17 protein-coding genes and 1 tRNA gene are annotated in these 19,519 nt (G+C 69.2%); 5 read left to right on the top strand and 13 right to left on the bottom strand.

Going from position 1 to position 19,519, the window contains the following annotated elements:
- Together OG505_RS04260 and OG505_RS04255 are read right to left on the bottom strand one after the other, a co-directional pair.
- Positions 1-1,137, bottom strand: coding sequence for a hypothetical protein (locus OG505_RS04260; RefSeq protein WP_405431119.1), 1,137 nt, complete (start codon positions 1,135-1,137; stop codon positions 1-3).
- A 79-nt stretch (positions 1,138-1,216) separates the two neighbouring features.
- Positions 1,217-1,555, bottom strand: coding sequence for a hypothetical protein (locus tag OG505_RS04255; RefSeq protein WP_405431117.1), 339 nt, complete (start codon positions 1,553-1,555; stop codon positions 1,217-1,219).
- Between the two features lie 142 nt (positions 1,556-1,697).
- Here OG505_RS04255 and OG505_RS04250 point away from each other — a divergent pair, with 142 nt between their 5' ends.
- Complete coding sequence (locus OG505_RS04250; RefSeq protein WP_405427134.1) at positions 1,698-2,933, top strand: IS110 family transposase; 1,236 nt, start codon at positions 1,698-1,700, stop codon at positions 2,931-2,933.
- A gap of 133 nt (positions 2,934-3,066) precedes the next feature.
- On the opposite strand, the gene OG505_RS04245 is transcribed toward OG505_RS04250, so the two are convergent.
- From OG505_RS04245 to OG505_RS04200, 10 genes are all read right to left on the bottom strand, one after another.
- Positions 3,067-4,029 carry an IS30 family transposase gene (locus OG505_RS04245; RefSeq protein WP_405431115.1) on the bottom strand — a complete coding sequence of 321 codons (963 nt, stop codon included), beginning with the start codon at positions 4,027-4,029 and terminating at the stop codon, positions 3,067-3,069.
- 58 nt (positions 4,030-4,087) lie between these two features.
- Positions 4,088-5,416, bottom strand: coding sequence for an N-6 DNA methylase (locus OG505_RS04240; RefSeq protein WP_405431113.1), 1,329 nt, complete (start codon positions 5,414-5,416; stop codon positions 4,088-4,090).
- A gap of 57 nt (positions 5,417-5,473) precedes the next feature.
- Entirely contained in the window at positions 5,474-5,776 is a 303-nt protein-coding gene (locus OG505_RS04235; protein WP_405431111.1) for a tyrosine-type recombinase/integrase, read from the bottom strand.
- Positions 5,777-7,149: 1,373 nt separating this feature from the next.
- On the bottom strand, positions 7,150-7,593 hold the full coding sequence (locus OG505_RS04230; protein ID WP_405431109.1) for a magnesium transporter MgtE N-terminal domain-containing protein: 444 nt from the start codon (positions 7,591-7,593) through the stop codon (positions 7,150-7,152).
- Positions 7,594-7,918: 325 nt separating this feature from the next.
- The gene (locus tag OG505_RS04225) at positions 7,919-8,305 is read right to left on the bottom strand and encodes a GntR family transcriptional regulator (protein ID WP_405431107.1); all 387 of its coding nucleotides are present in this window, start codon (positions 8,303-8,305) and stop codon (positions 7,919-7,921) included.
- Complete coding sequence (locus OG505_RS04220; protein WP_405431105.1) at positions 8,302-9,168, bottom strand: hypothetical protein; 867 nt, start codon at positions 9,166-9,168, stop codon at positions 8,302-8,304. The genes OG505_RS04225 and OG505_RS04220 overlap by 4 nt, the downstream gene beginning before the upstream one ends.
- Before the next feature lie 197 nt (positions 9,169-9,365).
- Complete coding sequence (locus tag OG505_RS04215; protein WP_405431103.1) at positions 9,366-10,865, bottom strand: hypothetical protein; 1,500 nt, start codon at positions 10,863-10,865, stop codon at positions 9,366-9,368.
- A complete protein-coding gene (locus tag OG505_RS04210) occupies positions 10,865-11,200 on the bottom strand; it encodes a helix-turn-helix domain-containing protein (protein WP_405431101.1) in 336 nt (111 codons plus the stop codon). Before OG505_RS04210 ends, OG505_RS04215 begins: the two co-directional genes overlap by 1 nt.
- Entirely contained in the window at positions 11,197-12,237 is a 1,041-nt protein-coding gene (locus tag OG505_RS04205) for a tyrosine-type recombinase/integrase (protein ID WP_405434378.1), read from the bottom strand. The genes OG505_RS04210 and OG505_RS04205 overlap by 4 nt, the downstream gene beginning before the upstream one ends.
- Before the next feature lie 335 nt (positions 12,238-12,572).
- On the bottom strand, positions 12,573-12,818 hold the full coding sequence (locus OG505_RS04200) for a hypothetical protein (RefSeq protein WP_405431099.1): 246 nt from the start codon (positions 12,816-12,818) through the stop codon (positions 12,573-12,575).
- Positions 12,819-12,909: 91 nt separating this feature from the next.
- Here OG505_RS04200 and OG505_RS04195 point away from each other — a divergent pair, with 91 nt between their 5' ends.
- The 3 genes from OG505_RS04195 (at position 12,910) to OG505_RS04185 (ending at position 15,370) form a co-directional block, all read left to right on the top strand.
- Positions 12,910-13,968: a hypothetical protein gene (locus OG505_RS04195; RefSeq protein ID WP_405431097.1), complete on the top strand. Its 1,059-nt coding sequence runs from the start codon at positions 12,910-12,912 to the stop codon at positions 13,966-13,968.
- A gap of 141 nt (positions 13,969-14,109) precedes the next feature.
- Complete coding sequence (locus OG505_RS04190) at positions 14,110-14,691, top strand: hypothetical protein (protein WP_405431095.1); 582 nt, start codon at positions 14,110-14,112, stop codon at positions 14,689-14,691.
- 124 nt (positions 14,692-14,815) lie between these two features.
- A complete protein-coding gene (locus tag OG505_RS04185; RefSeq protein WP_405431093.1) occupies positions 14,816-15,370 on the top strand; it encodes a hypothetical protein in 555 nt (184 codons plus the stop codon).
- 1,095 nt (positions 15,371-16,465) lie between these two features.
- On the opposite strand, the gene OG505_RS04180 is transcribed toward OG505_RS04185, so the two are convergent.
- Positions 16,466-16,549 (bottom strand) — tRNA-Leu (locus tag OG505_RS04180).
- 230 nt (positions 16,550-16,779) lie between these two features.
- Here OG505_RS04180 and OG505_RS04175 point away from each other — a divergent pair.
- The gene (locus tag OG505_RS04175; protein ID WP_405431091.1) at positions 16,780-19,428 is read left to right on the top strand and encodes a tetratricopeptide repeat protein; all 2,649 of its coding nucleotides are present in this window, start codon (positions 16,780-16,782) and stop codon (positions 19,426-19,428) included.
- Positions 19,429-19,519: the final 91 nt, after the last annotated feature.

The raw sequence follows: 19,519 nt of genomic DNA, 5'->3' as shown, positions 1-19,519 counted from the left end.
TCAGACCTCCAGCTTGGCGGACTGGATGTCAATGGTGTGGTTGAGCAGACCCGAGAGCAGTGCCAACCGCGCCTGACGGAGACGTTCCGCCTCAGCACGCAGGGCGGCGACCTGCGTGTCCATCGCGTCAGCCATTCCTGAAATACGCTCCTGCTCATCACGAGGCGGCACGGGCATAACGATCTTATTGAGGTTCGCGGCGGAGACGCGAACCACCTTGGTCTCGCTCGTGAACCGACGTTTCTGGTGCTGAAACAGGGGCGAGGCGAAGAAGTATGAGACGAACTTCGGGTCTAGATCATGGCGAAAGATGAAGCAGTCGTCGTGAACAGCCACATCATCATCACCCAACCAAGCAACCGCCTTGCCGACGTCTTCGACGTTCTCGCTCGTGCCGGCGATTACTACATCGCCGGGCCGTGCCAGGCGCATCGACCCACGGAAGCTCTCAGGCAGGTACGTCACCGTGCGTGTAGCCGACACCCCGTAGTCCGTATAGATCTGCCCGTAGTGGATGCATCCCAGGCCGGACTTCACGTAATCGCTCTTCACGAACCGACGGCCGCGGGCGAGCGTTCCAGCTTCCGACAACGGAGCGGACGACCATCCTTCACCGCCACGGGAGAGTAAGTCCCCCAGAGCAGCATTACGGACTCGAAGGAGGCTTTCTGCCTCAACCTCGAGTGCTGCGGCCTGTTGGTCTACCACGCTGACAACCTCGACTATGCGTTCCTGGAGAGGCAGAGGCGGGATGTCCATGACGATGTCGAGGAAGTCTGCGGGCTTCACCCGCTCGCGCCTGCCGCCCATCCCCTTCGACACACCTTGGAGCGCGTCCCACATGTTCTGCGTCGTGGTGAGGATGCGGAAAAAGTCGGCGTCCGCGTCAGACACGAAGGTAAAGGTAGGGAACTCTTGAGATGCGAACGATTCCGGCAGGCCGCTGGGCGTTACCGTAATCGCGCCTTCGAATGCCTTGAGCCGGCTGTAGACGAGCACGCTGGGGCCGATCCGGTTGAGTTTCTTGTAGGCCGTCGCGCTTCCTGCGACGGGATCGCGGTAGAGAAGCCCTCTCCCCCTGTTCAGGACTCCTACGGTCGGATAAATCCGATCCGGGTCCACGTCGACGAGCTCCACATCCGGTGTGAGGAACCGGGAGAGAGGTGCCCGAACCCACCCCTCTCGTCTGTCAGCTGCCGCGTCATTGCTCCTCGGGTCACTCATCGAATCCCTTAATCCCCGCGTCCGCAAGGACGGCGAGCATGTGCTGCTCGGTCTTCTGACGCTCGGCTCGGGCGAGGTTGTAAGCCTCGATCAGGGTAGGCAGGTCCGCCTGCTCGGTCGTGGTCTGCTTGATGTAACGACTGATGTTGAGGTCATAGCCGTTCGCCGCGATCTCGGTCGCGGATACGAACCGGGCGGTCAGTTCACCGTCTAGTCTTTTTCGCCCTGGTGGGCGGCCCGTTCCTGGGCTGAAAATGGGGGTTCGGTCGCCCGTTGACGTCGTTCCTCCTTGGTCGTTCAGGCCGTCGTCTAGTCGGGCGCTGGGAGTCACGTTGTGGGCCCTTCACTGTTGCTTCGAGCACGCGGATTAGCTTCGCTCCTGTCCCTGTGACTCCTGCGGGCGGCCGGCCCGGATGGTGCTTCGGCGTGGGAGGTTCACGGTGTTGGAAGAAACCCCAGACGACGCGCGGGCCGTGGAACGGGTCGCGGCATTGGATATCGGCAAGGCCGAGGTGGTGTGTTGTGTGCGGGTGCCCAGCCCGTCGGGGTCCGGGCGGCGGGTGCAGGAGGTACGTACCTTCACCACGATGACCCGGTCCCTGCAAGCCATGGGTGACTGGCTGGGCGGGCTGGGCGTGACCCGGGTCGTGATGGAGGCGACGTCAGACTATTGGAAGCCGCCGTTCTACCTATTGGAGGCGGCCGGGTTCGACGTGTGGCTGGTCAATGCCCGGGAGGTCAAACATCTGCCGGGTCGGCCGAAAACCGACAAACTCGATGCGGTGTGGCTATGCAAGATCGCGGAGCGGGGCATGGTCCGGGCGAGTTTCGTGCCGCCGGCCCCGATCCGTCAACTGCGGGATGTGACCCGTTACCGCGTTGATCTGGTCGGTGAGCGGGGTCGGGAGAAGAACCGGGTGGAGAAGCTGCTGGAAGACGCGCAGATCAAACTGTCGGTCGTGGCCAGCGACATCTTCGGGGTGTCCGGCCGGGCGATGATGGACGCCCTGATCAGCGGGCAGCGGGACCCGAAAGCCTTGGCGCAGCTGGCCCGCACCCGAATGCGCACCAAGCTGCGGGATCTGGAAGAGGCATTCGTCGGCCGCTTCGATGAGCACCACGCGTTCCTGCTGGCCCGGATGCTGGCCCACATCGACGCGATCAACGCCGACATCACCGCGGTCGAGGACCGGATCGAGGAACTGGTGGCCCCTTTCGCGCAGGCGGTGGCGAGGCTCGATGACATCCCGGGCATCAGCGTCACCACCGCCCGGGCCATCATCGCCGAGGTCGGTTTGGACATGACGAGGTTCCCCACCGCCGCGCATCTGGCCTCGTGGGCGAAGTTCGCTCCCGGAGTGAAGGAATCCGCGGGCAAAACCAAGGGCAACGCCTCAACCGGGCACGGTAACCGCTACCTGGCCCGGGCCTTGGGAGAAGCCGCCGTCGGCGCCGCGCGCACGAACACGTTCCTCGGTGAGCGCTACCGCAGGATCGCCCGGAGGCGGGGGAAGAAGAAAGCCATCGTTGCTGTCGGCCGATCCATCCTGGTCATCGTGTGGCAGCTCCTGGCCACCGAACAGGCCACCTTCACCGATCTTGGCCCGGACTACTACGACAACCGCGGCGGCACCCAACGCGCCGTCCGCAACCACATCCGCGGCCTGCAAGCCCTCGGCTACCAGGTCACCCTTCAAGCCGCCGCATAACCTCACCACCAACCCGAGCCCGGCGACGCTGCGCGCCGCCAGGCGCTGCCGCACGTCAACTCAACGTCATTTTCGGATTAGGGCGACCGTGTTGGCGTCGGCGTCGATGCCCGCGTGGTAGGCGGTGGCGAGTTCAGTCGGTGGAAGCATTTGCCTCGACGAGTTCGGTGAATATCTCGGAGGGCTTCTTCCAATCGTGGATCTTACGGGGTCGGTCGTTGATCTCGGAAGCCACCATCGCCAGGTATTTGGGGTCGGAGGTGATCGGGACGCCCTTGGGGAAGTACTCCCGCAGGATCCGGTTGGCGTTCTCGTTGCTGCCGCGTTGCCAGGGTGAGTGCGGGCGGGCGAAGTACACCGGCAGTCCGGCGGCGGTGATCCTCGCGTGGCCGGCCATCTCTGACCCGCAGTCCCAGGTCAACGACCGGGCCAGCTGCGGCGGTAGCGTCCCGGCGGCGGCGATGATCGCGTCGCCGACGGTCAACGCGTCCCGCCCGGTCAGCGGGACCAGGACCACGAACCGCGAGGTGCGCTCGACCAGCGTCGCCACCGCGCTCTTGCCGCCCTTGCCGATGACCAAGTCGCCTTCCCAGTGCCCGGGGACCTGCCGACCCTCAACCTCGGCGGGGCGTTCGTCCAGGTAGCGGGGCTCACGGATTCGCGGCGCAGGCGCCGGACGGGCACCGCCACGCCGGGCCGTGCGGCCGGTACGCAGCCGGATCAACTCCCGCGCCAGAGTGGACACGGGCTGGGCGTACACCCACTGGTAGATCGCCTCATGAGACACCCGGTAAGCCTGATCGTCGGGGTAGTCGAACGCCAGCCGACCTGCGATCGACGCCGGCGACCAGCCCAGCCGCAGACGCTCGCGTACCACCTCCTGCAGGCCCGGCGCACGCTCGACCGCCCACGTCTTCGGCCTGCACCGGGCGACCGTAGCCGCCGCGTCGGCCGCCGCGGCCCGGTACCCGGCCCGGCCACCGTGCCGGGCGACCTCCCGCGAGACCACCGACGGGTTCCGGCTGATCAGGACCCCGATCTGCTTGTACTCCAGGCCTTCGGCCAGGCCACGGGATATCTCTTCACGGTCAGCCAAGGTCAATATTGCGCGCACGGCGGAACATCCTGTCCCACCGAACCATCAAGATCAAATGCTACGACCGGCTGAACCTGCCGGTTACTGTGTCAGAGATGTCAGCCTCGGCGAGGACGTTGCGGTTCTTGGCTTTGATGAACCGCTTGGAAGCGTCGATGAACAGCACCCCGTTCTTGCGCTCGTCGATTTTGGTGCCGGGGGCACGGAAGACAAGGATGCAGGTCGGGATCGTTGTGTTGTAGAAGAGGTTCGGCGGCAGGCCGATCACGGCTTCAAGCAGATCGTCGTTAAGGACGCGCCGACGGATCGAACCCTCCGGGCCGCTGCGGAAGAGGACGCCGTTAGGCAGGACAACGCCAGCGCGCCCCTTCTTCGGGTCCATGCTGTGGATCATGTGCTGCACGAACGCCCAGTCCGCCGACGACTGCGGAGCGACACCGCCGAGGGCGCGCGGGTCCTTGGTCCAGGGTTTCCACTTCAGGCTGTAGGGCGGGTTGGCGACGATCACATCGAACTGGGCGATAGAACCGTCCGGCTTCTTGAAGCGCGGGTCCTTCAGGGTGTCGCCGACCTCGACCTGGAACTGAGTGAGGTTGTGCATGAAGAGGTTCATGCGTGCCACACCCGCAGTGTCCGGTACAGCCTCCTGCCCGTACAGGCGGAGCGTGTAGCCACGCCCGCCGTGAGCCTTCAGCAGGTTCGCGGAGGCGATGAGCATGCCGCCCGACCCGCAGGTCGGGTCGTACACCGACTCGAAGCTCTTGGGGGCCAGCACCTCGACGATCAGCTCGACGACCTCGCGCGGGGTGAAGAACTGACCGGCGCGGGTGCCGGAGCCGTCGGAGAACCGCTTCAGCAGGTACTCATACGCCCCACCGAGCACGTCATGGGACATGTTGCCCTCGTGCATTTTCGGGGTGCGGTCCATCGCCTGCATGACGGCTGCCAGCACCTCACCTGGCAGCACTTCTTCAGAGGTCCAGGTCATGGACCCGAAGAGGCGGGAGAACTTGTCAGGGTTGGCTGTCTCGATGGCTTGCAGGGAGGCGCGGACCCGTTGGCCGAGGCCGGGCTGGGTGATGGTGGCGAGGATGGACGACCAGGAGGCGCGACGCTGCTGGACGGTGTCGGGGTGGATGAACGGGATCTCGAACGACTGGTAGTCGCGGTACTCGATCTCGTGGGCTTCCTCGGCGGAGAGGCCGTCCAGGAGGCCCTCGTTGTCGGTCAGGAACTCCTGGTGGTGGTGATCCCAGGTGTCCGACAGGTACTTCCAAAACATCAGCGGGAACACGACCGAGGAGTATTGCGCTTCGGGCATCGCCACGCGCAGCTCGTCGGCGGCGTCCCACAACCGGTTCTCGATCTCCTGCTGCGTCACTGCCATCAGTGGGTGTCCTTGCTCGTCAAAGGGGCGGCCCGAAGGCCGCAGTGTTCCTGCCGGTCACCCTATTTCGGGGATCCAACCGACTCTGCACCGGTTACCGGTGCCGTAGCCGGCGATTCGTTCCACGACGGCAGCCTGCTCTGCATCGCCGGCCCGGAAGTAGCGGGCGGTGGTGTCGAGGGAGGCGTGGCCGAGTAGGGCTTGCACCTGGGCGGGGTCGGCGCCGCCCTGGCAGAGTCGGGTGGCGTAGTTGTGACGGAGTCGGTGCGGGCGCAGGCCGGGAAGTGGGCGTCGGCACCGGCGGCCAGGACGATTTGAGTGATTTCGGAGGTGGTGAGCCGGCCGCGTTGGCCGGTCCACAGCGGTCCCGGCTCGCCGCCGCGGCGGCGGATCCAGGCGGTGAGCCGGTCATGGGCTGGAGCGGGCACTGGGACTTGGCGGGCTTCGTCGCCCTTGCCGTGCAGGCGGATGGTGCCGTGCGGGCGGTGAGGGTGAGATCGGCGACGTCAAGGCGGACGCACTCCTCTGCCCGCGCGGCGGGCGTAGAGCAGCACGGCGACGATCGCTGCGTCGCGCATGGCGCGGCGGTCGGCGGCGCGTTCCACCGCGCCCTGCTCCTTCGGCGTGAGCGCTTTGGGCTCGCCGGGGCGCGGTACTCGGGCGCGTTTGGCCTTCAGCCGTAGATCGCCGCCGACCTCGTAAAGGAGGTCGGCGGCGAGGGCCTGGTTGACATGAAAACCTGGCTCGTTATGCGCTGCGCATCGCCGATGGCGCCTTGAAACCCGTCCTGGTCGAGGAGATCTACGTCAAGTGGTTGCTGGCTACGGAGTGCAGCTTGGCGTTCCGAGGCACGTGGGAACGGATTGCCGGCTGGTGGCCCTCGGGAAGAGCGTGGCAGTTGTTCGGCGAGGTGATCACGGAACATGTCAGCAGCGGAAGTTGGTCGTGTGCACCAGCACGAACCCGGCCGACAACCCTGAACACCAAATGACCCTCGGCCACAGCCGCCATCCCGAGGCCGCCCCCTTCCTCTGGGGCAGGCCCCCTCTGGTGCTGCGATACGTCACAACGCCGGCCGGCTCGATCGCTTGGCGCCAAACGCTCGCAGATCGACAGGAGGCCGCCGATCGCAAGGCGACTCAGGACACTGAAGAGCAACAACGCGTCAGGCGCACCAGGCCTTGATCGCTGAACGCGTTCATGCCGCCGTCGTGGGAGGCGCCGCGACCGAGCGCGACATGGTCGGTGCCACCGGATACAGCCGAGACGAGGTACGCGACGCGATCCACGCGCTCGTGGCCTGCGGCCGACTCACCTATGACGGACGCACCGGCTGGGGTCGCCACCAACGCTGGCAAGCAACAGCCCAGCGGGTGTCTGATGGTGCGTCCGAGACTTCAGCCGCTGACCCAGTAGCCGGCCCCGTCGCCCGTACTTCCCGGGGCAGACAACTGTTAGCGACGCTTCTGCACTGTCTGCCGGATCTGCATCAACGCTCGCTGCTTAACCGCCCCCGCAGGTGTCCCAGCCAGCCCTGCGCTTCCTCTGGCGAAACACCCTCCAGCAGTCAAACGAGCCGCTCTTCGCCTAGGGCTTGATGGACTCGGACGGCGGCCTGCTGCAGGTGCGGCAGGATCGGCCGCATCGCGGGGTGGCGGTCGTCCACGATCGCGGCGAAGGCCGTGCCGAAATGTTGTCGAGCCAGGCCGCTGCCTATTCGCGATTCACCGCAGTCACCACTCGCCCTGCCAGTGCGGTGGGCGCGACGGCGAGCCATTTCGGGGCGGTCGCCGCCTGGCTGGTGAAGAAGGCAACCGCGCCGTCGATCGGCATGTTCGCCAGAACTGGACGACCTTGTCGGGTGCTACTCTGCTCTGCGCAAGGACGGTGATCCAGTCGGGCATCTCGGCAAGGATCACCGGCGCGGCCTCGGCGGATAGCTGCGACAGAATTCCAGCTCGTTGGTCGTACTGGGTCCTCAGCAGCAGCTCGGCGGCGACCGCCAGCGGCATGGTGGTGAGCGCCGCGGCTGCGGCGGTCCGTTGCATCGCGCCGAGGATGTCACCGACAACCTCGTCGTCCATCTCGGTCAGCACTTCGACGGCCCGAGCGGCGGGCACCGCGTCGAGCCGGCGAGCGGCCTCCGACGCAGGCATGTCCGCCAGCTGCCCGACCACGTCCTCGACGGGCAGTGTCTCTGCCCCGGTCGGCCTCGGAGTCTCGGTCGGCACTCAAGGCGCGGCAGCCGGGCCACCCGCACGTCACGGGGCGGTAGGCCGGCGCATTCGGTCCGGCGGCGCTCCGGTCGAGCCGTGGTCACCTGCTCGGACTCGGGCGTTGAGACTGGCAGGGTCGCGTAATCTAAATGTCTTGTATTCGTGTTTATGGCTCGTCCAGCAATCACGGTGAGTCACGCCGAGCATGGTGCTGGCGGCGAGATCTGCATCCACGATCATCGTCTGAGGACGCGAGTTGTTCCGGTGCGGCGGGGCCTGATTCGTGTCACGCGTCGGCGGGCCAGGCGCGGCGTACGGCGTCGAGGGCGGTTTCCTGGTCGGCGCCGAGCAGCCGTGCCTGCCGCAGGTAGGCGGCCGCGTGCCGGTCGAGCGCTTGGCGGTGTCCGTCAGCGGGTGGCGCGGGCGCCTGGTCCGCGACGCGGGTGCCGCCGCCGCGTCGGGACCGGACCAGCCCGGCCGCCTCCAACTCGCGGTAGGTGCGGGCCACGGTGCCGACGGCCAGGCCGAGGTCGCCGGCGAGCTGCCGCAGCGGTGGCAGGCGGTCGCCGGGTTTGAGCGCTCCGGTGTGCATCAGGTCGGACAGTTGCCGGCGCAGCTGCTCGTATGGGGGCGTGGGGTCCTGCGTGTCGACCCGCAGGGTCGGGGTGCTCACGCCGACACCGGGGCGGGCCGGGCGGCGCGGGGGCCGGGGCGAAGGACGGCGACGGAGCTCCAGGCCAGCAGGACGGTCCAGGCCGGGACGAGCAGGAACAGCCCCCAGGCCGCGGCCGTCCACCACAGGGGCCGGCACGGGCTGGACAGCAGTCCGGCTGCGGTGACCAGGCTAATCCCGATGAGCGGGATGGTGACCAGCACGCCGCAGGCGCCGGTGACGGCGGTGGCGGAGCGGCGCCGCTCGGCGTCGTCGCGCACCAAGTCACCGGCGGGGGCCTGCGGGCGGGGACGCCCGACGAGCCGGTGCATCGCCAGCGCGGCGATCAGCACGCCGACGCCGACGACCAGGGCGAGTGGGAGGCTGTAGAAGGAGCCGGCCCATGGGCCGTGGGCGCCGGCGAAGTCGCCGCAGTCGTAGGCCAAGGCGCGGCCGGCGCGGCCGAGGTCGTCGGCGGAGCCGGCGGCGGTGGTAGCGGCCAGTAGGACGGCCAACGCGGTGCCGGCGGCGGCCACCGCCCGGAACGGTCGGCGTGGCAGGTAGTGGCGGACCTGCCGGGTCTCCAGAGCGGCCTGGCGGGTGCTGCCGGCGGGGCGCGCGACGACCCGGCTTTCTCCCGCCACCACTCCGGCCAGCACGCAGAGCCCGAACAGGGGTGCGGCCAGCAGGACGCCGCGTCCCAGCGGGTCGTAGCCGGCGGCGACGGCGGCGACCGCCGCCCCGAGGGCCAGGCCGGCCCACCGCCAGCGCCGGGTGGTGCGTCGGATGTGCTCGGTTGCGGGCTCGCCCGCCGCGGACGGGCCGGCCAGCGCGACGCCGAGCAGCGGCACCAGCAGGAGCCCCACAATCCATGCACCAACCACGATGACACCTTCCTTGTATCAAACGCTTGATACAAGCGAGGATGCCGAGACACCTTGGTTGTGTCAAGTGGTTGATACAAGCGAGGTCAGCCAGACAGGCTCAGCTGCTTCGCTTCGGCGGCGGCCTGGCCAAGGCAGGCCGGTGAGTCTGGCAGGGTGTGCGGTAATCCAACCGTCTTGTATTCACCGCTCGCCAGTCACGGTGCGTTGCGGGTTGGGCTGTAGCGGTTCCAAGTGCCGCCGGCGGCGGCGTGGTGCCGTTGGGTGGTGTGGTGGTGGAAGCCGAGGGCCTGGGCGACGACCGGTGCCGGGGCCTGGAGCACGAGCTGGCGCAGTGCGGCCAGGCGGCCGGGGACGGTCGGGATACCGAGGTCCCGGATGAGCGGGGCCATCGTGCCGACGGTGAGGGGCTGGCCGGCGCGGCGGCCGGGGAACAACCAGCGGGCGTCGCGGTTGGTGGCGGTGCGCATGTTGGTCCGCTGGTCGTGCAGTGCCAGCAGCAGCTCGGCGACGGGTTCCGGGACCGGTGTCGGCGGATCGCCGAGGTGCAGCAGGACGTCGGGCCCGGTGGTGTCGATGTCGTCGATGGTCAGGCGCAGGATGCGGCCGAGGGGTTGGGCGTAGAGCAGGACGAGGATCGCGGCCACGCGGGTGCGCAGTCCGCCGGTCTCGTCGGTGATCAGCTTGCGCAGCAGCGCGAGACGACGGTGCTGGGTGATCGGGGCCTGCTGGCCGGGCCGGTAGGGAGGAATCTCCAGGCGGGGCATGTGCCCGGCGCGTGCGGCCCAGGTCAGGAATGGCTTGAGGAGTTGCCGCTGGTGCGGCCGGTGGTCGACGAGCCAGCGGTCGAGGTCGGCCTGCCGCAGGGCAGCGAGGGCCACGCCCTGCTCCTGGGTCCAGGCGAGGAAGTCGTCGGCGCGCAGGACCTGCTGGCCGAGGCCGTTGCGGGTGGCGCGGCTGATGGGTCCGCGTTCGGCGCGGCGCCGGAGCCAGGGCAGGGTGTGCCAGGTGGTGTACTGGCGCAGCAGCCGGCGTTGCTCAGCCTCGGTGACGGTGTCCAGGTGTTCGAGCAGCCACCGCTCGAACAGCATGACCTGCTTGTCGATGCGGGGTAGGACGTCGCACTGCATGAGCAGCTCGCGTAGGTGGGCGGCGACGCGCCAGGGCCGCAGGCGGTGGAACGCCCCGTGGGTCAGCTCAATGTCGCCGCGTCCCAGGCCCCGCAGCAGATCGGCGGCCCCGGCGGAGCGACCGTGCCGGGATGAGACCCATGCCAGGCCGGAGAGTGGGTTGTCCATGCTGGTCAGCAGCTCGGCCAGCGGCACCAGTTCGGGCCGGACGCGTCCGGTGCCGTCGTCGAGGAGTTCGGCGACGCGCCGGGTGACGGTGCAGCGGGTGCAGCGGCGGCCGGCGTGCAGCTTGCCCTCCTGCCCGCACTCGGCACAGGCATAGGAGATGGAGAATCCGGCGCAGCTGGTGCAGATTGGCGCCTGGTCTTCGGCGCGCAGTCCGGCCAGGACCCGGTCGAGGCCGCAGCTGGGGCAGCGGCCATGGGTGCGTAGTGCCCGGTCGTGGCAGGTGCGGCAGACGTGCCCGTCGGGCCAGCGCGCCGCGAAGTTGCCCCGCCGACCGCAGCGGGCGCAGTCGCGGATGAACCAGCGTTCGTACTGCTCGGCGGTGGCGTAGTGGCGGTCCATCAGTCCGGTCGCACGCGGGCCCGCCGGGGCCGGACCGTGGCCAGGTCCACCGGCGCCGGGACGTCTCCGGCGACGGCCTTGCGCGGGGCGACGTTGGCCGCCGTGGTGACAACCAGGTCGGCGGGGGTGACGTCCAGGATGTCGCACAGCGCGGCCAGCACCGGCAACGACAGCCGCTCGGGGGTGCCGGTGACCAGCCGGTGGACCTGGGAAGCGGACAGGTCGATGCCGCGTTCGTGTAGCAGCGGCACCAGCTCAGTGGCGGTGAACACGTCGCGGGCGGCCATCATCTCCCGCAGCCGCCACCGGTAGCTGACCTGCCGTTTCATGCTCATTGCGCCCTCCGGGCCGGTCGTAGTGCCGCGTCCATGGTCGCGTCGAGAGCCTGCCGCAGTGTGCGGGTGCGGAAGTCCGACGACACGCAGGTGTAGATCGCCGTGGTGGAGGCGTGTTCGTGGCCGACCTGCTGCTGCACGAACAGCGGATCCCAGCCGGCCTCGATCAGGTGGGTGACGTAGGAGCGGCGCAGGGAGTGGAAGTCCAGCCCGGCGTCCAGGCCGAGGGCGTCGCGGTAAGCCGACAGCCGCGCGTTGATCTGCGCCAGCCCGACCCGGGGGGCCCGTTCCGAGGGCCACAGCGCCGGATTGCCCTCGACGGCCAGCAGCGGCCGGATGTCGCCGATCCACTCGGCGAGAACCTCCGGCACCCACCCCCAGACCGTCAACACGCTGCGCCGCTTCGGCGCCGAGCCCTTCATCGCCTTGCCGTGGCGCACGTAGAGCACGCCGTACTCGCCGAACTCCTCGGCGTGCGGGTTGCGGCCAAAGTCGGCCACGTCCAGCATCCTTGTCTCGTTGCGCCGCAGCCCGTACCCGTAGGCGATCTTGAACAGGGTGGCGTCTCGGAAGGCCGGCAGCCAGCCCTTGCGCCCCGCTGCCCTGATCCTGGCGACCTGCTCGTCGGCGTAGTCCAGCAGCGCCTGCACCTCGTCGAGCGTGAACGCCCGCTTGGCCGGATCGCCCTCGGCCGCGGCGACGTGGACCGCGGCGTTCCACTCGTGGACCACCTGCACCGGGTGCGTGCCGAAGCGCTTCTCACACTCACCGACCCAGCCGTAGGCCGGATCGGTGAGGTACGCGCAGAACATCCGGACCGCCTCCTGGTAGCCGCGCAGCGTGGAACGGCGTACCCGGCGCACGGCCCGCAGATCGGTGCACCACTCGTCGACCAGCTGCGGAGTCCACCGCCACGGCAGCGCCTGCGCGTGCGCGGCGAACGCCCGCACCGCCCGCTGCCTGTTCTCCACGGTGCCGAAGGACAGGTTCCGCGCGAGCTGCTGGTTACGCCAGCCGTCGAGCATCGCCGTGAACACCTGCTCGTCCGGCCGCAGCAGCCGCAACCCGTCGGCGAGGTGCAGGGCCGCCAACCCCGGCGTGGCGCGTTCCACGTCCACCGACAGTGACCTCCCCCCGCTCGCATCAGATGCGAGATTTTCGCATCTGATGCGATCCGCTTGTCAAACGGGCAGGTCAACGCGGGTGTTTGGCGCCCGCCCCCGCGGCGAGGGCGCGCCTATAACGTCCACGGCCGACGGCTGCTACCTTCGCGACCACCAGCGCCAGCCTTGACCGCGCTCGCACGCACACTGTCGCGTATTCGCATCAAATCGAATACGCGACGGAAGGAAGATCGGAACGAAAACTGGCGCTAAGACTCGGCGAGGTTGGCCTGCGCGGCGAGCTGGAACGCAGCGAACACCAGCCGCGCCCAGCTCAAGGTCGTCATCGGTGGTCTGGGGAGCACGAACTCGTCGGGGTAGTCGTCGGGCCGCCACGCCAGGCATGCCTCGTTGTCGACGCTCAGTGGCGGCAGCAACCCGCGGTCCGGGGCCAGCACCTTCGGCTCTGTGAACACGTCCTGCTCGTGCAGCCCGGAGGCGGCGTAGAAGGACATCCACGTCTCTGAAACTTGCAAAGTGCCGGTAGCCTCCTCGCTGATCCATGAGGACGCCGACCACCCCCGGGAAAGCGGAGTAAGCCCCACGATGACCAGCGAACCGACGGCCGACGGCACCGACGAGCACCGACGCGACGATCCGACCGGCATCCAAGAGGAACCATCAGGTGCCGAGACCTCCGCCGGAGATCGTGAGACCCCCGCCGCGGGGGACGAGGCTGGCGTGGAGTTGACCGGCGGCACGTGGAAGCCGGTCCTCCCGCCGGAGGTGATCGAGAACATCGTCGGCGCGTTCCGCCCGCAACTGCCTGCCTTCGACAAGATGCTGGGCAACCAGTTCCGCACCTTCGTCCCGAAGATCACGGCCGTGGTTGCACCGCAGTTCGCTGACCGCTTTCAGCTGATCGACTTCAGCAAGATCGCGGAGCCTTTGCTGCCGGACCTGTCAGCGATCATGCCGAAGGTCATTGCCCCGGGCCTGACCGAAAGCTTCCGTGACCTGCTGCAGCAGATCACGGACAAGATGCCGCCCAACTGGCCTGAGCAGGCCGACTTCGATCTCGTGTTCAAGGTCATTCAGGAGGACGGCATCCCACTGGTCTGGGTGCCTCGCCCGGAGATCGTGGCGGACCTGCTGGCCGCCCCTGACCGTGACGCGAGGGTCAAGGTGCTGACGGCCCGGGCCGCCGATGTGGCGCACGACTGCCGGGAAACCCTCGGCCAGATCACCCGCCCCGACCTCGTGAACATGCTGCCGATGGCATCCAGCGCCCTGGACGCGTACATCGACGGCCACCACGCACCCGCACAAGCTCTGTCCGTCGCGGTCGTCGAGACCGTCGTCACCCGGACGATCGGCAAGTACCAACAGGCCAAGACCTTCGCGAAGATCGACGATCCGAAGAAGCTTGGCATGGCCGAACTGCGCTTCCGCGCAGCCTTGGCGCCGATCGCACCGTTCTACGTCGCCTGGTGGCCCAGCTCGAACGACCCGATGCCCGAGCAGCTGAGCCGGCATGTCACCGTCCATCAGGCCGACCCCGCGCACTACACCCACGGCAACGCCACCGTGGCAATCATGCTGCTGGCCTCGGTGTTGCGCGGCGTCCAGGAGTATCTAGACCTCACGAAGCCTTCGCCCCCCTAGCCGCCCAGCTGTGGATCTCACCCCGGATCCACGGCAACGCCGGGCGGCGCCCGCGGGCCGTGATGCGGCCCGCGGCAGATCACGCGGACCGGTCACTATCGTGTCGCCGGCGGCGTGCAGCCGGGAAAAGGAGACCAGACGATGGAACTCGGAGATGCGGCGACGTGGGCGGCTGCCCTCATCGCAACCGGCGCGGCGGTCTGGTCGTGGCGTAGCGCGACCGCTGCGAACAGGTCCGCAGTTGCCGACGAGCAGATGCTCCACCACCAGCGAACCCCCCAGTTCACCGCGCTGGTCGAGGACATGAACGGCGACTCCACCGGCCACGGCGGCACCCCGCGTCTGATGCTGCAGCTGGTCTCCCCGCAGGCAGTGGATTCGGTGGAGGTTGAGCTGGTCACCCCGGAAACCGTGTTCCCGCCGTCGCAGAACGGGGTGGAGCCGGGTGCGCCCCGACGCATCGCGGTGCGCACCGACGGCGCCGGCACCCCGGTGCCCATGGCTGTGGGACAGGAGGCCCGCTGGAGGATCGCATTCCCCGCGGTGGACGCGGGACCGAAGGCCATCCCGCCCGTCGACGTCGTCCAGCTGGTCGTTCACGCGGCCAAGGGCAAGGCCCGCTGGGATGTCCTGGTGAAGGCCCCGGTGGAAGCCCGGCAGAAGTACCAGGGGGCCAGCGAGCAGTTCAAGAAGCTCAACCGCTACCTGACCGGCAAGCAATAGCCTCCGGCCGCCCACGGCAAGAGGGGCCCGTTCAACGCCCCCTGGCCGGGACCTGACACGGCCGACAACGCCTATGGCGAGCCGTAAGCCAAGGGTGTGTGACTGGGTCGTGGACTGCGGCCACATGTGGCTCTGCCTGGATGCGACCAACCGGCGCCTGTCCCAGCCTGTTGCCGGAGGGTTGGCTGATCCCATAGAGCTGGACCGCGAGGTCAACGCCGTTCTGGCCCACCACAAGGCTTCCCGATCGGCCTCTACCATCCGACATCTCACCGCGCAGCTGCCGCAACTGACCTCACGGAACCTGCTACCAGGCACCCGATTCGTGCCGCTGATCGTTATCCCGGAAGATGGCCTGCCCTGGACCCTCGGTGCACCGCAGGGTCCAGGAGATCTTGGCAGCGTCCGGGACGCTGCAAGCCAGTCACGGACGCCGCTGGGCGCCATCACCGTGGACGATCTTGGTTTGGTAGAGCGTGCCGTCGAGGAAGGCGCGAACGCGGGCGACCTGCTAAGCCGGTGGCGCTCCGAAGACCCGGAAGTGCCGCTGCAGAGATTCCTGCACACCCGTGGAATGCCGCTGCGGCGGCCTCGGCGGGAAGTCGAGACGTTCGAGCGGCTCACAGACGAGCTCCTGGATCGGATGACCGGTTATCAAGACGGCGTCACCGGGTCCTGATGCGATAGAACGCATCGAAGTGGTCGGCCAAGTCCCGGCAGAGCACCGAAAGCTGGGTACACGACCTCGCCTTGTGGACCGGCGAATGGGCCAACCATCGGACCTACGGCCGCCAGTCAACCCATGAGCCATAACCGGGGCCACCCTCTCGCCACGCGGCACCGGCAGCGGTCGGCCCAACTCCTCAACTAGCCAGCAGGCCCGCTGGGGACCGCACATCAGGTCACTCAACCGGACAGGTCCATGGCGGCCCGAACAGAGAACCAGCTGCGCTGCTCCCAATCTGCTCCCAATGTAAGCAGCACATACGGCGAAGCCCGTTACCGACTGATCCGGCAACGGGCTTCTGACCTGCACAAACTGAGAGTGGGCGATGCTGGTATCGAACCAGCGACCTCTTCGGTGTGAAACAGGATGCCGCACCGACTCTGACCTGCGGAAACGTGGAGCCGCAGGTCGACGTGGATGCCGTTGGGCGCTGTTCGGCCCCGTTGAGCGCAGTTGGCTGCCGTTCAGTGCGCCCGGTTGCTCCCATCCCACTCCCCCGATTCCCGGCCCCGCGATGGCCAAATCCGGGAGCATCGGGCACGAGCTGATCGCTCCGTGTGCGGAGTGCGGGGCAGCGACGGCTGGTGTCGTCACCGAGACGGTCGACGGGGACAGGCTCGCTTGGGCGATCTCATGGGCTGCCATCGGCTCCACCATGACACCCAGCGGCAGCCAACGGCACGTCGGTCAGGACCTCGCCCCGACACCGCTCCCACGAACTTCCCAGAGCCTGATCGTGGAGGTGGAGGTCGACCAGGACTTGGAATGGGCCGATCTTCTCGGCGTCGCTGAACCGCGTTGGCGGAGGCGTTCGATTCATGGGCGCTCCTCCTCCGCGACGAAGACATTGCGGAGAGCCACCATGCGGACGAAGGCCTGCTACGCGTCGGGGTGAGATCGCTGTAGCTGTGACCGGTCGATTGCGCCATCGATGACCAACGCATGGTTGCGGAGCACACACCGCCCGATGCACCCTCCGATGCTGCGGCGGACGGCTGTAGTATCAGCGCATGCGCACTCAGAGTGCGCACCAATGCGGAAAATCTGTGTCCGAGGGGGGACTTGAACCCCCACGCCCTATACGGGCACTAGCACCTCAAGCTAGCGCGTCTGCCATTCCGCCACCCGGACCTGCTCGTTCAGCCTACCTTGCCGCTCAAATGATCTTTCCATCCGAGGTCGGCACGGCGAGCCGCACGGGGAGTTACTGTACACGGCACTCGTGGATCATGCACATCGCCCACTGGTCCCTGCCGAATCGCACTCCCGCCCCTGCTCACACCCGTCACGCGAGGTCACCGAAGCGGGATCGGGTGTGAGCCGGGTAGCGTCGGCGGCCCGGTGACGGGCAGCATTGCCCTGTGTCCCATCCCTCTCCTCTGGCCGCCGTCCAGCAACGGGCCCTCGCACTGCGCACCGAGGGCGACCTCGGCACTGCCCGCCAGCTGCTCGCGGACGCTGTCGGGTCCGTCCGTCCGCCGTACGGCGAGGACCATCCCGAGACGCTGCACACCGCGCACCTGCTGGCCCGTCTGCACCGCGAGGCGGACGACCCGCTTGCCGCCCGCCGGGTGCTGGAGGAGGCCTTCGCGGCGGGCGAGCGGCGCTGGGACCATTCCGAGCCGACGATGCTCGCGCTCGCCTTCGAACTGGCCGAGGTCGCCGAGGAGTTGGGCAACAGGCACGAGGCCCGCCGCAACTACACGCGCGTCGCCAGCGCCGGGCCCGCCGTGCTCGGTGAGCACCACCCGGCGGTACGCGCCGCCCGCGACTACCTCGGCGAGGCCAGCCCTGGCCCGAACCGGCCGGACGTCGGGCCGCCGACGCCCGGCTCCGCTGCCACGACGAAGGACTCCGGCGCCGGATCGGCGTTGACCGGTCCGACGCTGTCCCTGGCGACCCTGGCCGCGATGCGCCCGGCGGCGGGCGACCGTCCGGCCTCCCCGTCGCCCTGGGCCCCACCGCCTCCCCCGACTCCCGCCCATCCAGCACCGGCCGCGTCCGTCATGTCGCCGCCGCCAGCCAGCCGTCCTGTTCCGGCCGCGTCCGTCATGTCGCCGGCGCCGGCGCCGGCCACGCCCACCCATCCGGTGCCGCCGCGCCAGCGGACCGAGCAGCAGCCGCCGGCGTCACCCCGGCCACCGGTCGCGCCGCCGCCTCAGGCGGCCGGCCGGCCGCCGGCGTACGTCCGGCAGCAGCCACCACCCGTACCGCCGCGTCAGCGCACGAGTGATCAGCCGATCCACCCGGTCGTCGAGGCACCGCCCTCCGCGCCGTCGGCTTCGGATCCGGCTCACCTGCCGGCCCATCCGGCGACTCCGGCCCCGGCAGCCGCCGCGCAGACCTCCGCCGCGCCCTCGGCACCCCCACCGTCGGCTCCGGCTCCGCGGTGGGCAGACCCGACCATTCAGGTACGGCAGATCGAGCCCCTGCTGGCCGAGGAGGCCGCCCGGATCGCAGTGACCGGGCCGAGCGGGGCGACCCGCACGACGGACGGGCCGGGGCCCTCCGGGACGGTCCCGACGACCCCAGACGTGGGGACCTCCCGCCCGGTGAGCGGGCCACCCCTGCACCACGCGGTCGGCGCGACGCCCGCCGCGCCGCAGCCGGTCTCCGCGCCGCCCGTGCACGTCGGCCCAGCCTCCGCACCGGCCGTGGGCTCTTCGCATCCGGTGTCGGCTCCGCCCGACCACGACCAACCCGTCTCCGGGCCGCCCGACCGGCCCCACCCCGCCTCCGGCCCACCGGCGGCCCACACCCAGCCGGCGTCCGGGCCACCCGGCTACGGACCGCCGGTCTCCGCGCCGCCCCTGCACACCTACCCCGTATCGGGGCCACCAGCGCAGCCGTTCCCGGTGTCCGGACCACCCGCCCACAGCCAGCCCGTGTCCGGACCACCCGCCCACCCCTACCCCGTGTCCGGACCACCCGCCCACCCGTTTTCCGTGTCCGGACCACCCGGCTACAGCCAGCCCGTCTCCGCGCCGCCGGTGAGCGCGCCGCCGGTGAGCGCGCCGCCGGTGAGCGCGCCGCCCTGGGGACTGACCGCTCCACCCTGGAGCAGCAGCGCGCCGCCCCCGCATCCGCTGCCCACGGCTGGCGGGATCCCCGTGGACCCGTCCCCGACGGACACCGCAGGGACCACACCCAATAGCGCGGCCACCCTGGGCGGCGCGGTCACACCGAACAGCACGACCACACCGAACAGCACGGTCGCCGTGGGCGGCGCGGCCACCCTGGGCGGCCGGTCCACAGCGGGCGGCGAGAACATGCCGGTCGCGAGCCCGCCGTTGCCGACCGTGCAGGGTGAACCGTCGGGGTTCGCGTCCGCGTCGACGGAGGTGTTCCCGGCCGTCGGGCCGGCGCCGGCCCCGCCGCGGGACACGACGGCGGCGCCCCTGGCGCCCGTTACCTACCGACCGTCGGCCACCGTCACGCAGCCGCCCGCCGCGCAGTACCCGTCCGGTCAGCAGTACCCGGGGCAGCCCTCTCAGCCGAGCCACGAGGTGTACCCGGGGCAGCGGTATCAGGAGAACCCCTACTCGACCGCGTACGCCGATGAGAGTGTTTCGACGGGCCGCAGCCGGGCGACGCTGATCGGTGCGGCGGTGGCGGCCGGGGTTGCCCTGGTTGCGGTCGCCGGCCTGGGTGCGATGGTGCTGAACCGCGACGACGCGCCGCCTCCGCCCGGGGGCGCGGTGACGGCGGCGCCGACGGTGACCGGCCCCCCTCCCGGTGACCTGAAGCTGCGCGACGACGTCGTGACGATCACTCTGACCTGGACGGATCCGTCCGGGGGTGCGGTGCCGTTCATGGTCGCCGGTGGACGGGCCGGTCTGGCGCTCGGGGTGATGGCCACCGTGGAACCGGGGCGGACCAGCCACACCGTCAACGGGCTCAGCTCCCGGGTGGACTACTGCTTCACGGTGCTCGCGGTCTACTCCACGGACAGCTTCGCCACCTCAAGCCAGGTCTGCACCAACCGCGAACGGTCCACGCCGCCAAGCTGATCGCGAACGGTCCACGCCGCCGAGTCGACACAGTCGGGTTCGCGATCGTCGGGCTGAGCTGGGCGTCCACTGCGCACGCTCGGTATCCACA

The sequence above is a fragment of the Micromonospora sp. NBC_00617 genome (genome assembly GCF_045161355.1).
Lineage (GTDB): Bacteria > Actinomycetota > Actinomycetes > Mycobacteriales > Micromonosporaceae > Micromonospora.
The sequence above is the reverse complement of the archived record's forward strand: the minus strand, read 5'-3'. Positions and strand labels throughout refer to the sequence as shown.